The organism is Planktosalinus lacus (assembly GCF_014640155.1).
Classification (GTDB): domain Bacteria; phylum Bacteroidota; class Bacteroidia; order Flavobacteriales; family Flavobacteriaceae; genus Planktosalinus; species Planktosalinus lacus.
Map to the genome: position 1 here is coordinate 1 of NZ_BMGK01000008.1, position 13,291 is coordinate 13,291.

The 13,291-nt window shown below is 42.4% G+C and carries 14 protein-coding genes; 6 read left to right on the forward strand and 8 right to left on the reverse strand.

What is annotated here, in order from left to right:
* Nucleotides 1-467 precede the first annotated feature (467 nt).
* Genes IEV69_RS10120 through meaB form a run of 3 tightly spaced genes read right to left on the reverse strand, consistent with a single transcriptional unit; the run spans nucleotide 468 to nucleotide 2,421 of the window.
* Nucleotides 468-1,046: a phosphatase PAP2 family protein gene (locus IEV69_RS10120; protein ID WP_188442092.1), complete on the reverse strand. Its 579-nt coding sequence runs from the start codon at nucleotides 1,044-1,046 to the stop codon at nucleotides 468-470.
* Between the two features lie 2 nt (nucleotides 1,047-1,048).
* The gene (locus IEV69_RS10125) at nucleotides 1,049-1,279 is read right to left on the reverse strand and encodes a DUF8828 family protein (RefSeq protein ID WP_188442094.1); all 231 of its coding nucleotides are present in this window, start codon (nucleotides 1,277-1,279) and stop codon (nucleotides 1,049-1,051) included.
* Between the two features lie 59 nt (nucleotides 1,280-1,338).
* Complete coding sequence (gene meaB, locus IEV69_RS10130; protein WP_188442096.1) at nucleotides 1,339-2,421, reverse strand: methylmalonyl Co-A mutase-associated GTPase MeaB; 1,083 nt, start codon at nucleotides 2,419-2,421, stop codon at nucleotides 1,339-1,341.
* 93 nt (nucleotides 2,422-2,514) lie between these two features.
* Between meaB and IEV69_RS10135 the strand changes: the two genes are divergently transcribed.
* Nucleotides 2,515-2,940: an Ohr family peroxiredoxin gene (locus IEV69_RS10135; RefSeq protein WP_188442098.1), complete on the forward strand. Its 426-nt coding sequence runs from the start codon at nucleotides 2,515-2,517 to the stop codon at nucleotides 2,938-2,940.
* A gap of 189 nt (nucleotides 2,941-3,129) precedes the next feature.
* Here the strand turns inward: IEV69_RS10135 and IEV69_RS10140 are convergent, their stop codons facing one another.
* The 3 genes from IEV69_RS10140 to IEV69_RS10150 form a co-directional block, all read right to left on the reverse strand.
* Entirely contained in the window at nucleotides 3,130-3,720 is a 591-nt protein-coding gene (locus tag IEV69_RS10140; RefSeq protein WP_188442100.1) for a superoxide dismutase family protein, read from the reverse strand.
* Between the two features lie 107 nt (nucleotides 3,721-3,827).
* Nucleotides 3,828-5,747 (reverse strand): S9 family peptidase, encoded by a 1,920-nt coding sequence (locus IEV69_RS10145; protein ID WP_188442102.1) that lies wholly within the window; start codon nucleotides 5,745-5,747, stop codon nucleotides 3,828-3,830.
* A 143-nt stretch (nucleotides 5,748-5,890) separates the two neighbouring features.
* A complete protein-coding gene (locus tag IEV69_RS10150) occupies nucleotides 5,891-6,451 on the reverse strand; it encodes a PepSY domain-containing protein (protein WP_188442104.1) in 561 nt (186 codons plus the stop codon).
* A 97-nt stretch (nucleotides 6,452-6,548) separates the two neighbouring features.
* Between IEV69_RS10150 and IEV69_RS10155 the strand changes: the two genes are divergently transcribed.
* Nucleotides 6,549-8,093, forward strand: a complete 1,545-nt coding sequence (locus IEV69_RS10155; protein ID WP_188442106.1) for an NAD(P)/FAD-dependent oxidoreductase — start codon at nucleotides 6,549-6,551, stop codon at nucleotides 8,091-8,093.
* 742 nt (nucleotides 8,094-8,835) lie between these two features.
* Here the strand turns inward: IEV69_RS10155 and IEV69_RS10160 are convergent.
* Both IEV69_RS10160 and IEV69_RS10165 read right to left on the reverse strand, forming a co-directional pair.
* Nucleotides 8,836-9,837, reverse strand: coding sequence for a pirin family protein (locus IEV69_RS10160; RefSeq protein ID WP_188442108.1), 1,002 nt, complete (start codon nucleotides 9,835-9,837; stop codon nucleotides 8,836-8,838).
* Nucleotides 9,838-9,956: 119 nt separating this feature from the next.
* Entirely contained in the window at nucleotides 9,957-10,334 is a 378-nt protein-coding gene (locus IEV69_RS10165; RefSeq protein ID WP_188442110.1) for a LysM peptidoglycan-binding domain-containing protein, read from the reverse strand.
* Nucleotides 10,335-10,518: 184 nt separating this feature from the next.
* Between IEV69_RS10165 and IEV69_RS10170 the strand changes: the two genes are divergently transcribed.
* The 4 genes from IEV69_RS10170 to IEV69_RS10185 are packed head-to-tail and all read left to right on the forward strand — an operon-like array spanning nucleotide 10,519 to nucleotide 13,211.
* On the forward strand, nucleotides 10,519-11,145 hold the full coding sequence (locus IEV69_RS10170) for a hypothetical protein (RefSeq protein ID WP_188442112.1): 627 nt from the start codon (nucleotides 10,519-10,521) through the stop codon (nucleotides 11,143-11,145).
* Complete coding sequence (locus IEV69_RS10175; protein WP_188442113.1) at nucleotides 11,142-11,441, forward strand: winged helix-turn-helix domain-containing protein; 300 nt, start codon at nucleotides 11,142-11,144, stop codon at nucleotides 11,439-11,441. The genes IEV69_RS10170 and IEV69_RS10175 overlap by 4 nt, the downstream gene beginning before the upstream one ends.
* Nucleotides 11,442-11,493: 52 nt before the next feature.
* On the forward strand, nucleotides 11,494-12,843 hold the full coding sequence (gene creD, locus IEV69_RS10180; protein WP_188442115.1) for a cell envelope integrity protein CreD: 1,350 nt from the start codon (nucleotides 11,494-11,496) through the stop codon (nucleotides 12,841-12,843).
* A gap of 29 nt (nucleotides 12,844-12,872) precedes the next feature.
* Nucleotides 12,873-13,211, forward strand: coding sequence for a potassium transporter KefB (locus IEV69_RS10185; protein ID WP_188442117.1), 339 nt, complete (start codon nucleotides 12,873-12,875; stop codon nucleotides 13,209-13,211).
* Nucleotides 13,212-13,291: the final 80 nt, after the last annotated feature.

A 13,291-nucleotide genomic window follows, 5' to 3' on the forward strand; every position in this document is an offset into this window, starting at 1 on the left:
CTAACCCCTAACCCCTAATCACTAGTTACTAGTTACTATTTATTGGTGGATAAACTAAAATTTTTTTTACAACAATCCCCCCTAATTACTAATTACTAATTACTAGTTACTAGTTACTAGTTACTATTTATTGATGGATGAATTAAAAATTAATAATGAAGAATTATAAATGGTCAACCTATATCAGGGAAGTTCATGGTGATTAGTGATTGGTGATTTGTGATTAGTTTTCTAACCCTAACCCCTAATCACCAGTTACTAGTTACTATTTATTGGTGGATAAACTAAAATTTTTTTTACAACAATCCCCCCTAATTACTAATTACTAATTACTAATTACTAATTACTAATTACTAATTACTAGTTACTAGTTACTATTTATTGATGGATGAATTAAAAATTAATAATGAAGAATTAAAAACGGTCAACCTATATCAGGGAAGTTCAAAGTCCCTGAGATACGTTGATTAGTATTCATTCTTCAACTGAACGCTCACATTCAACTTCCTGGCAGCTCCATAAATTAAGGTACCCAGCAGCGCGCCAATAACCATACCGGTGAGGGTGTCGAGCGGGTAGTGCACACCCACATAGATGCGACTGTAGCCCACAATTCCGGCATAGAAGAGAAGGATAAACGGCAGGTATTTATAGATGCGTCTAAACAGCAAGCCCAGAAATACAGCCAATGCCATCGAGCTGGCAGCGTGGGCTGAAAAGTAACCAAAGCGTCCACAGCGCGGTGCAACATAACGGATGACCTCCTGAAGGTGTTCCACACGGCAGGGTCTTGGACGTTCAAAACCATTTTTAAAAAGATTGGCAAGTTGGTCTGTTGCAGTAATGAGCACTGCCACCAATACCATAACAATCAGCGTGTTTTTAAGGCCGAAGTTTCGGTACACCAGATACAGCAACAACGCATAGAAAGGAATCCATGAAAATTTATGGGTAATGAACAACCAAAGGGAGTCCCAGCGCTCAGAGCCCAGTGAATTGAGAAAGATAAACAGTTGTTCATCGAGTTGCAGCAGTTGTTCCAGCATCTTTATTCGTTTTCATAACGTCCCACTTCGCGGTCATAAAAAGCGGTCGCTTCTACAATGAGACTTTCAGTTTCAGATTCAATTTCTTTTTGGTCATGAGCGTCAAACTCTTCCAGCCATTCCACTTCGTCGTTTTCAAGGTTGATGATAAACCGTGGAAATTCGGTGTGGATGACGTAAATGGCATTGGGAAAGTCGGTATTATCGCCTAAGATGTATTTAGGTAGTTCCATAGGTGTTGTTTACAAAGCTTTCATACAAAAATAGGATAACAAAACTAAACAGCTGAAATTTATGACTCTTTTTCTGAAAAAAGACTGAACAATTGTTTGGCTGCTTCAAACGGACTGGTGGTATGTGTTTCTATGGCTTTTAAAAGTTCAGGAAGCGTTGCTTTGATTTTTGGGTGGGAATAAAAGTCGGTTTTAAGTTGCTCTTCGATGGTTTGGTGCAACCAGAATTTGTTTTGTTGTATACGCTCGTGTTCAAAATAGCCATTTTCCTTAGTATGTTTTAGATAGGCTTGCACGATGTCCCAAATGGGTTCGATGCCTTCGTTTTTAAGGGCGCTGCAAGTGGCCGTTTGGGGAGTCCAACCACTTTCCTTGGGTGGAAAGAGGTGCAATGCTCTGTTAAACTCTACTTTGGCCTGTTGTGCTGCTTTGACGTTTTCGCCATCGGCTTTGTTGATGACAATCACATCGGCCATTTCCATAATACCTCGTTTGATGCCCTGCAGTTCATCACCGGCACCGGCCAGTTTGAGCAGTAAAAAGAAATCAGTCATAGAATGTACGGCGGTTTCGCTTTGTCCAACACCAACCGTTTCGATGAGGATCATATCAAATCCGGCGGCTTCACACAAAATGATACTTTCCCGTGTTTTTCTGGCCACTCCACCCAACGAATTTCCGGTAGCAGAAGGACGGATAAATGCACGATCTTCCTTGACCAATTCTTCCATACGGGTTTTATCACCCAGAATGCTTCCGCCACTCAGGGTACTGCTAGGGTCTACAGCCAATACTGCCACCTTCTTACCTTTTTGAATGAGTAGTTTGCCAAACTGTTCAATAAAAGTGCTCTTCCCCACACCAGGCACTCCCGTAATGCCAATACGCACCGATTGGTTGGCATAGGGCAGGCAGCCTTCAATGATTTGACGGGCTGCTTCACGATGCTTTTCGTTGGTACTTTCTATCAGGGTAATGGCGCGGCTCAAAGCTACCTGATTACCCTTGCGAATGTCTTGAATCAACGAGTCACTGTCTGGTGTATTTTTGCGTTTGTTTTTGATGTATGCGGCAGCAGCGGCTTCGACCGACTTGGAAGGCTTCTCTTGCTTATGGTGTGTTGATGTTGGTTTTGCTGCCATTGAGCTAGTTTAAGACAAATTTAATAATATGAATTTGATATGCATTGTTTTCTCACGTATATTTAAAATTCTAATTTTAAAAAACAACAATTTATGGAAACTTTGTACAAAACTGCTATCACCGCATCGGGAGCCAGGGCAGGGCATATTAAATCTGAAGACGGAAAAATTGATATGAAATTGTCTGTACCCAAATCAATGGGGGGTGATGGTGGTGACGGGACCAATCCGGAGCAACTCTTTGGAGGGGCTTATTCGGCTTGTTTCGGTAGTGCATTACTGGCAGCGGCCAAAGAACACAAAGTAGTGCTGGGCAACTTTACTGTTACAGCCAATGTCAAATTGAGTAAATCTGATGTAGACAAGCTGAACCTGAGTGTGGTAATGGACTGCTATTTACCCGGTCAGAGCATAGAAATGGGAGAAAAGCTAGTGAATGCTGCTCACGAGATTTGTCCGTTTTCAAGAGCCACCAGAGACAATATTGATGTGACTTTAAACCTGTTACTGGATGAATAAATGCATTTAAAAATGACTTTGGTAGGGTTTTTGTATTATGTTTTGTTATAAAGATACATCCACTTTAAATGAAACATAAAGTAAATACTCCAAAAACCGGAGTATCCCTAAAAAGAAACATTTTGAGTATACTTACAATTAAAAAAGACCCGCGATACGGGTCTTTTTTAGTTTGGTTTAGGTGGAAGATTATTTGATAATCCCTCCACAACTTATACGACCTCCGGCATCACCGGTGGGTTGCGTGACAAAGTCGTCCACTCCTTCGTGAACAATTACTGCTTTGCCAAGAATGTCTTTGGTGTCGTCACCACAGCCAATGCACCATTCGTCTGTTTTAAATTCTATGCTTCCATTTCCGTCAGCATCAGCTTCAAAGTTTCCGATATCGCCCTTGTGATAGCCGGCTTCGTCACCCCATTTTCCATGTTGGGCAAAAGTGGGGTTCCAGTGACCACCGGTCGAAGTACCATCGGGTGCTGAACAATCGGCTTTTTCGTGCAGGTGAATGGCGTGCATTCCGGGAGTAAGCCCTCTGAATTTAGCCATCATACTCACCGCTCCGTTTTCATCAACAAACTGAATTCTTCCCTGAGTGTTTGTTTCACTTTTGGGCTCCATCATTACTTTTACCATGACCCTTTCAGATTCCTGGTTTGCTTGTTTCATATCTTCTTGCGTTATGTCCTCTTCAACTACCGGATCGTCTTTTTTATCATTTTTACAGGCAGTGAATAAGGTGGCAAATGCCAATGTTGCAATCAATGCATAATTTTTCATAAGGTGTTTATTTTGGTTAATGTTTCATTAAAGTTACAGCGGTCATATTAGAATGACAAAAGATTAACAAATGATTTTCATTTTTTCTTAAAATCTCGTTATTTCTATCAGGATGCAGGGGGTTCACTTTCACCATCATTTTCTTTGTCTTTTAAGTAGGTGTCCAGAAACTCCAGAATACTTTCATAGGCCTTGATTTGGTTTTCCTTTTTTACAAAACCATGACCTTCATCTTCAAACAGGACATATTCTACCGGAACGTTGTTTTTGCGAACGTTTTCCACAATCTCATCAGACTCTATCTGCAGTACTCTCGGGTCTGTAGCTCCTTGTAACACCATCAATGGTTTGGTGACATTTTCAGCGTGAAATAAAGGGGAGATGCGACGCAGCCTGATACTATCCTCAGTATTGGGGTCTCCCATCTCCAGGTACAATGACTCTTTGAAGGCTTCCCACCAGGGCGGAATACTCTTGAGAGTGCGCAACCAGTTGGTTACACCGTAAATATTGACCCCCACATCAAATTCTTCTGGAGCGAAGGTCAGGGCCGCCATAGTCATATAACCACCATAAGACCCACCCATAATGCCAATGTTATTGCTGTCTATATCGGCTTGATCAGCCAGCCAGTTTTTACCTTCTATACAATCCTGCAAATCGGCTTCACCGTGGTTTTGATCATCCATTTTGAAGAATGTTTTACCATAGCCACTACTACCGCGGTTGTTGACAGCCAGCACTGCATAACCATGGTTTACCAGATACTGAATCAACGAGCTGTAGTTTTGACGGGATTGACCTCCGGGTCCACCATGCACCCATACCATTGCCGGTACCGGGTTGTCGGCAGAGGCGTTGTGGGGTTTGTAATACACAGCGGGTATTTCAACACCATCAAAAGAAGGGTATCGAATGATTTCTGCAGCTACAAGATCCTCTGGGTTGATGGCATCGTTGAGCACATCGGTGAGCTTGGTATGCTCTCCCGTTGCTAAATCATAGGCATACAAATTTGTAGGCATATGTGAACCACCCACATTGAGCAGGGCCCTGGATTCGTCCTTGGAAAACTGAATTCCGGTGATGTAGGCATTTTCAAATTCAGGCAAGTCGAGTTGTTCACCTGTTTCTGTATTGGTGATTTCAAGTACATTGGCCGCATCTTCATTGATAAAAACGGTTTGGTAAGTACCGTCATGGCTAAAGCCAACCCCCCAAATGTCCCAGTCTTTTTCCAGTACTTTTTCAGAAGATTTATTGGCAATGTCATAGCGCATAGCAGCAGCAAATTCTCCATCGGCATCGGTGGTATAATACAAATAGGCATCGTCTATCGAAAAGTCCTGAGGGGTATTGCCACTTTGGGTGCTGTTGATTTTTGTAAAACTTTCGTCATTTCGGTTGTAGAGAAACAAGTCGGAGTCGTTGGTATTAATCGATTTGGTTAAGGCGATGTAGTTACCGTTGTTAGAAACACCTCCAAAATTATAGCCTTCAGAATTGTCAAATACCATTGTTGAAGTAAAGCTTTCCACATCCATTTCATACACATCGCTGAAACGTGGGTCACGTTCATTACTGCCGTAATAGAACTTGTCACCCTCTTTTGACCACCCGTAAAACAGGGCCCGCACATTTTCAGCCGGGGTGAGACGGGTGATGGAGTCGTCCTCCATAACAAACAGTTTGTAAATCTCATCACCGTCTCCATCCATTCTAAACAGGATACGCTCATCATTGGGAAAATAAGAGATAGAATACACTGATGACGAATCGGATGTTGTAAGTGGGGTCATTTCACCTCCAGAAGAGGGCAGGGTGTACATATTGTAAATCCCTGAACGGTTACTGCTCACCAATACGGTGGAGTTGTCAGGAGAAAAGCCACTGCCAAAAACGGCTTCATTGTCCATAAACTGGGCAATGGTATAGGAACCGATGGCTTTTTCTTCCGGTTCTTTTTCCTTCTCACCACACGCGGCGAGAAGGAACAGCAAAGCTGTTAAAATACTGAGTTGTTTCATAAAAATGGAGTTTATTCAAATCAAAGGAACAGTCGGTTGCGTTTTTTAAATGCATTCCGATTGGTACACTTCGGTTTGGACTGGTTATTAATGGTACTAAGGTAGTGAAAAATACAGTATAAGGTATCGTTGGAAACGATTTGTTAATGTGTGCTTTGCCTTTTTTTCCTCTTGATACGCTTCGGGTTCAACCAAAGATAAAAACCGGTGACCGAGAGAATCATCAGGCCAAGACAGGTAAGCGTCACATAAGTTTTCTTTACCTGATCGCTTGAGGTTTTAAAGAAAAAGTCAATGATTGACCCATCGTGAATTTGCTCAATAATATCTGAAGTACGCGTTTTCACCGAAAGGATTTTACCACTGTAGATGCCCACTTGTACTTCGCTGTAATGGTTTTCAAAACGCACCTTGGCAGCTCCCTTATTAAAACGAATATCAATGCGATTGATTTCAGGGTCTAGATCAGTGTTTTCAAGGATGTAAGTTTGAGCGATCTCTGCAATTTGTTCAATAGGCAATGTCGAAGCTGTTGAGACATCGGTTTGAGTGGGGGGTATAAAATCAAAATCCTTTTTCCAAGCCAGCAATAAACCGGAGGCGGCGATTACAAACATAAAAACACATAAAGATAACCCTAAATACTTGTGGAACTTACGGAACTTACGGGTAGCCTGTGCTAATTTTTTTGTGGATTTACTCAATGTTTTTTTTTCGAACCCCAAAAATAATCAAATACTCAACACATCCTAAAAATTATATGTTAATCATCACTTATCTTTGCTGTGTATAAAAAACGGTATGCCCAAAGAATATAGTTTTCAGGTTTCCCCCGAAACAGCTGCCAATGCAGTAGCTCTCAAATTGTTTGTTTCCCGTAAAACAGGGATTTCAATTGATGAGCTCACGCATATTGAAATCCTCAAGCGCAGCATTGACGCCCGCCAAAAGACGATTAAAATCAACTTAAAACTTGCGGTCTATGTCAATGAAGATTTTGAAGAACTGCCGGTACTGAAACCCGCTTATCAAGACGTATCAGCACAAGAGCCCGTGTTGATTGTAGGTGCCGGGCCTGCAGGATTGTTTGCCGCATTACGCTGTATTGAATTGGGTAAAAAACCTGTTGTCATCGAACGAGGCAAAGATGTTCGGGCCCGCCGCCGTGATTTAAAAAAGTTGAATATTGAACACCTGGTGAATGAAGACTCCAATTATTGTTTTGGAGAAGGCGGAGCAGGCACCTATTCAGATGGAAAGCTTTACACGCGAAGCAAAAAACGAGGTGATGTGCAACGTATATTGGAGTTGTTGGTTGCTTTTGGTGCGACCCAACAAATTTTAGTAGAAGCACACCCCCACATAGGAACGAATAAACTTCCGGGAATCATACAGGATATTACGGCGACGATACTTGAATATGGAGGCGAAGTGCATTTTAACAGTCGGGTAGTGGATATACTCATTAAAAATAATGCTGTGCAAGGCGTCTCGCTTCACAATGGTGTTCAGCTAGAGGCAAAGAAACTTATTCTGGCGACAGGTCATTCTGCTCGTGATATTTTTCAATTGTTGCACCACAAAGGCATTGCCATCGAAGCAAAACCATTTGCACTGGGCGTGCGTGTTGAACATCCCCAGGAATTAATAGACAGCATACAATATAAATGTGACTACCGTGGTGCGTTTTTACCACCGGCTCCATACAGTATCGTAAGACAGGTGGATGGGAGAGGGGTCTATTCGTTTTGTATGTGTCCGGGTGGAATTATAGCGCCCTGCGCAACCTCACCGGGTGAGGTGGTTACCAACGGCTGGTCACCCAGTAAACGCGATCAGGCCACGGCTAATTCAGGGATTGTGGTAGAAGTGGGACCTAAAGACTTTAAAACATTTGGAGATTCGCCTTTGGCCGCCATGTACTTTCAGCAGCAGGTCGAACAAAAAGCCTGGCTGGAAGGGGGCAAAACCCAAACCGCTCCTGCACAGCGGCTGGTAGATTTTAGTGAAGGCAAACTATCAAAAGATTTACCGGTAACTTCCTATACACCCGGAGTGCGATCGGTGGAGCTTGCCCGTGTGCTGCCTGAATTTATCTACACCCGACTTCAAAAAGGGTTTGTGGAATTCAATAAGAGCATGAAAGGCTTCTATACGAATGAGGCCGTGGTGCACGCCACTGAGTCGCGCACTTCTTCACCGGTGCGTATTCCCAGAAACCCACTTACTTTAGAACACATTCAAATCAAAGGATTGTATCCCTGCGGGGAAGGCGCCGGTTATGCCGGAGGAATTGTTTCGGCAGCGATTGATGGAGAGCAATGTGCGGAAATGGCGGTGAAATAAATTTTAAGCACCAAAATCCAAAGTACCAAAATCCAAGTACCAAGCACCAAGCACCATGCACCAAATTCCAAAATATTATTAAGTATTAAGACTGACTGTCGTCCCTGATATAGGTTGACCATTTTAATTCTTCATTATTAATTTTTCATTCATCCAACAATCCTTTGCGCTTTCTTTGCGAATATCTTGGCGATCTTTGCGAGAACCCCCGGTTGAGTAAGCAACCCGAGATTAGTAACTAGTAATTAGGGGTTAGTGTTAGAAAAAAATCCAAGTACCAAATTCCAAGTACCCAACCTACAGTAAACTTTCCGCCTTGCTCCGCCAAAAGGCGGATTCAGGGCGCCTACGCTATTCACCTTCTCCGCCTCAGGCGGATTCGGAGGATAAAAAGCTTCTGCGACAGCGTGCGACGAAGCGGTTGGCGAGGCAAATTCCAAAATCCAAGTACCAAAATCCAAGTACCAAAATCCAAGTACCAAATTCCAAGTACCCAACCTACAGTAAACTTTCGGTTGGCGAGGCAAATTCCAAGTACCAAATTTCAAGTATCAAATTTCCAGGGATCAAATTCCAAAGGTCAGAATAGAATAATTGAAGAAAATTATTAGTGTATTGATTGATAAACGTACTATCTGATATGGTTGTACCACAGGGAATATACCTAGTTACACAGAAAAAATGAATACTTTTTTTTAAACTAATATCTACCCTCTTATAGCCTATTTGGAATTTGGAGCTTTTAGGATTTCACTTCCTCACGCCCATCTGCGTGAATGGCAAAACGCCCTTTATTAGCGGCGTGTACATTTTCATAACTCTCCCATGGCCAGCCTCCAAACTGGTCTTTTTGATACTGTGAGATGGCCTCCTGTATTCCCTGATGTGAATTGGCCACAAAAGGACCTTGCTGTACAACCGGCTCACCAATGGGTTTGCCTTGAAGGAATAACAACTCTGCAGGAGCTTCTCCGTTTTTAATGGTTATTGATTTTGTTGGGAACAAATCCAGTGAATGCTCTTTAGGAATCGTGAATCCTTCCGTTTCTATTTCATGGCCGTTATAAAAGAAGAGGGTTCTGTTTGTACCTTCAGAAGCTGTGGGTATTTCCAATTGCGCTCCGGGTTCCATTTTTATAGTCCAAATAGCCACTTCATTAGCAGGGTCAGCAGCCCATGAATTGGGAGTTGGGGCTGCGGCCTGGGTACCTTTGTAGTTTCCGGCAACGATTTTTAAGCGTACACCGTTTTCGTTTACTATGGGGATTTCTTCATTCCAAAGCATTCTGAAGTAGGGGTCTACTCCCTTACTTTTCTTAGGGAGGTTAAGCCATAGCTGAAATAACAAAAAGGGATTTTCTTTTTCTTGATTCAATAATGGAAACATCTCACAATGCATCACCCCTTTACCGGCGGTCATCCATTGCACATCGCCGTTTCCAAAACGCCCGGCGGCACCCAGTGAGTCACTGTGGTCTGCAAAGCCTTTTTCTACCAGTGTAACGGTTTCAAAACCACTGTGAGGATGGGCGGGGAATCCTGGAACACGTTGGCCGTGATACATGCGCCAGCCGTCTTTAATCGTAAAATCCTGACCAATATTCCTCCCCTGAAGTAAAGTGGGATCAGGTCCCAGGTGTTCATTGCCTTTGGGGAATTGATCTTTGTGATAGGCACAAAATAAAAAAGGGTCTTGTGTTTCCCAATGAAATCCGAGTTGTTTTACTTTTTTGATTGCTGTCATAGTTTAGTGTCTGTTTGATTGTAAAATTACAATAAATCTAAAACTACTTTTATTAACAAATTGATAAAAAAAAGAGTCCCGGTGATCAGGACTCTATTGCATTGAGGATGTAAGGTGTCTTAAGGATTGGGTATTTTCAATACTTGTCCGGGATGAATCATATCGGGGTTTTTGAGTTGGTCTGTATTCGCTTTAAAAATAACGGTGTATTTATTGGCATCCCCATAATAGTGTTTGGCTATCTTTGATAAGGATTCGCCACTTTTCACCTGGTGGGTTGCATAGACTGTGGTGTCGTCAACTTTGATGTCTGCCATAATATCGGAAGGGTTTTCACCACCGATGCGTTTGATTTCATCCCACAACAGGTTCTTTTCGTATTGGTTTTTGGTAGTGCCCCATAGTTTAAGCACACCGTTTTCCTCTTTTACATCGCCGTTTTGCACCTGAAGCTTTTCACCCAAGTCCAAAACAGATTGATATTTTGCTTTGACCATAATTAATTGTTTTAATATTTCTACTTAAAGATAAGGGTTTTTCTTGATTCTTAAAACCGTTTTATCAAATTACTGGTATATAAGAGTAGGTTGTCTTGTACAAGTTTTGAGAGCAGACAATTTTTTTTGAAAAAGGTGTTCTAATTCAAAATAATTATTAACTTTGAATCGCAAAGTACTTTTTATGAAAACAGAAGAAGAATACATTCAGGACATCTCACAAATCCGTTCCATGATGGAGCGCTCCACCCGGTTTCTATCACTTACCGGATGGTCAGGTATATTGGCCGGGGTATATGCCCTGGCAGGCGCTTACTGGGCTTACCGGACCTATTATGTAGCCGGGGAAAGTTTGTTGTACAATACGCTTGACACGCCCCAATTGTATGCCCCTGCACAACCTTTTTTCTTGTTGGCCACAAGTATTTTAGTATTGGCCGTTGGAACAGCAGTGCTTCTTTCGTGGAAACGAGCCCGTACAAAAGGCGAACAATTATGGAATCCTGCAGCACGCCGGTTGGTTATTAACCTGGCGATTCCGTTAGTAACAGGAGGTGTATTTGTATTGCTGTTGTTTGCAAAGGGATTGGTGGGACTCATTGCACCGGCAACCCTTATTTTTTATGGACTGGCCCTGGTCAATGCCGGTAAGTTTACTTTTGAGGAAGTCAAATATTTCGGTATTATTGAAATCCTTTTGGGACTTTTGGCGATGTACTTTATTGGATACGGACTTTTATTCTGGGCGATTGGTTTTGGGTTGTTGCACATTGTATATGGGGTCTATATGCATATCAAATATGAGCGATGAAAAAACTAGACGGTCAATTCCACAAAGCTTTTGAAAACAGAATCCGTCTGGGAATCATGTCGGCCCTGGCTGTTAATGATACACTTGATTTCAGTGCGTTGAAAGACTATTTAGAGGTTACAGACGGCAATTTAGCGAGCCACTTAAAGGCACTGGAAAAGGAAGCCTTTGTGGGGGTGAGCAAAACCTTTGTAGACCGAAAACCCAATACCAAATACAGTATCACAATGGCCGGTAAAAAAGCCTTTGAGGCACACCTGAATGCCCTGGAGCAATTAATCAAATCACATAAATAACTATTTTTTTAACCCTTTACTTTGAAATACAAAGTACTTTTAAAATCTAACTATGGAAAGAGAAAACAAAAATTACTTCGAGCGGTTAGGCCGGTCAATCAAGGCTTCTGTAACTTTAAAATTACTGTCAATATTTATATTGATGTTACTGCTGCTCATTCCGTTATCATTTGTGGAATCATTGATAAAAGAGCGGGAAAGCCTCAGGCAACAAACGGTCACCGAGGTAAGCAGTAAATGGGCCAACAGTCAGGAAATTTACGGTCCAATACTCACCATACCCGTTCAAAAAAGGGTGCAGCCGGAAGACGGCAGTAAACTATTCAAAGATGAAATTCACATCCTTCCATCCCAGTTAAACATTCAGGGGATCGTGACACCCCGAAAATTGAAACGCGGTATCTATGAGGTGGTGGTTTATGATGCTGAGGTATCGTTTTCAGGGAATTTTGACAGTATTCAAAAAGTGCTGGATCAATGGAGCGATTATGAGGTTGCCCTGGAAGAGGCCTTTTTAACCATCCATATATCAGACCTGCGCGGGATCAGGGAAAAAGTGACTTTGCAATGGAATGACCTGAGTAAGCAGGTGAGTCCCGGTTCTGCGATACCCGTGCTCATTCCTTCAGGAATTACTGTGAAAGACCTTGAAACAATACAACCGGATGCCTCCAATGCATTTGCTTTTGATTTGCAATTGCAAGGCAGTGAGCATTTAGGGTTTGTACCTCTTGGAAAAGAGACTACAGTAATGATTTCTTCCAACTGGCAGGATCCGAGCTTTTCAGGTGCTTTTCTACCCGTTGACCGCAGTGTAACAGAAGCAGGGTTTGAAGCTGAATGGAAAGTGCTGGAGCTCAACCGCAACTATCCGCAGTTTTGGTTGGGCAATGCACATACACAGCCCCTGAAGACTTCAGCTTTTGGGGTAGACCTGTTGTTGCCCGCCACAGATTATCAAAAGGCGATGCGTTCAGCAAAATATGGGTTGTTGGCAATTTCGCTTACGTTTCTGACCTTTTTTCTGGTAGAAATATTTAATAAACGTAAACTGCACCCGTTTCAGTACATCCTGATTGGTCTGGCACTGGTGCTTTTCTATACCTTGCTGGTCTCAATTTCAGAACATACTACTTTTAATAGTGCCTATCTGATTTCGAGTGGCATCATCATCGGAATGATTGCTCTTTATGCCAAGGCGATTTTGCAAAGTATTCTACAGACCCTGGTGCTGGTCATCATACTTTGTTTTACCTATGCCTTTGTTTTCGTTACCCTGCAGCTTCAGGATTATGCACTGCTGATTGGCAGTGTTGGTTTAACGGCGATACTGGCTTTTACGATGTACATCACCCGTAAAATCAACTGGTATGCCCTGAGTTCAGAAAAATCAACTACCTAATGTTTAAATCAATTTAAAACTTTAAGACTATGACCACTTCAAACACTTCCTCACCTTTTTTATTTCACACCCCATCACTCCTCAAGCATGCATTGAATGGTGCTCTCATTGCTTTTGCATTGATGGCTTTCTTTATATCAGGAGTAGACGAGCCGCATCCTGACTGGCCCACTTACTGGATGTTGCGACCCTTATTGGTCGTGTCTGTTGCCGGAGCAATTGGAGGGGCTTTTTTCTCCATCATGAAGCCTTTGCGGCAAAAACCGGACTGGAGTGGCTTTGCAGCCTATTTTGTTTGTTTTTTGGTGTATGTTATCGGCTTGTGGATGGGTTCTGTAGTTGGTTTGGATGGAACCCTGTGGGATTAAGGATAAATCCATATAAAGGGTTCCCTGTTTTGGGAATGAAGCATATCAGGGTGAATTCAAAAAACAATTTGAATCTGCAA

Coding starts and splice junctions, on each gene's coding strand:
- IEV69_RS10120 (WP_188442092.1), bottom strand. CDS start 1,046: ATGCTGGAACAACTGCTGCAACTCGATGAACAACTGTTTATCTTTCTC.
- IEV69_RS10125 (WP_188442094.1), bottom strand. CDS start 1,279: ATGGAACTACCTAAATACATCTTAGGCGATAATACCGACTTTCCCAAT.
- meaB (WP_188442096.1), bottom strand. CDS start 2,421: ATGGCAGCAAAACCAACATCAACACACCATAAGCAAGAGAAGCCTTCC.
- IEV69_RS10135 (WP_188442098.1), top strand. CDS start 2,515: ATGGAAACTTTGTACAAAACTGCTATCACCGCATCGGGAGCCAGGGCA.
- IEV69_RS10140 (WP_188442100.1), bottom strand. CDS start 3,720: ATGAAAAATTATGCATTGATTGCAACATTGGCATTTGCCACCTTATTC.
- IEV69_RS10145 (WP_188442102.1), bottom strand. CDS start 5,747: ATGAAACAACTCAGTATTTTAACAGCTTTGCTGTTCCTTCTCGCCGCG.
- IEV69_RS10155 (WP_188442106.1), top strand. CDS start 6,549: ATGCCCAAAGAATATAGTTTTCAGGTTTCCCCCGAAACAGCTGCCAAT.
- IEV69_RS10160 (WP_188442108.1), bottom strand. CDS start 9,837: ATGACAGCAATCAAAAAAGTAAAACAACTCGGATTTCATTGGGAAACA.
- IEV69_RS10165 (WP_188442110.1), bottom strand. CDS start 10,334: ATGGTCAAAGCAAAATATCAATCTGTTTTGGACTTGGGTGAAAAGCTT.
- IEV69_RS10170 (WP_188442112.1), top strand. CDS start 10,519: ATGAAAACAGAAGAAGAATACATTCAGGACATCTCACAAATCCGTTCC.
- IEV69_RS10175 (WP_188442113.1), top strand. CDS start 11,142: ATGAAAAAACTAGACGGTCAATTCCACAAAGCTTTTGAAAACAGAATC.
- creD (WP_188442115.1), top strand. CDS start 11,494: ATGGAAAGAGAAAACAAAAATTACTTCGAGCGGTTAGGCCGGTCAATC.
- IEV69_RS10185 (WP_188442117.1), top strand. CDS start 12,873: ATGACCACTTCAAACACTTCCTCACCTTTTTTATTTCACACCCCATCA.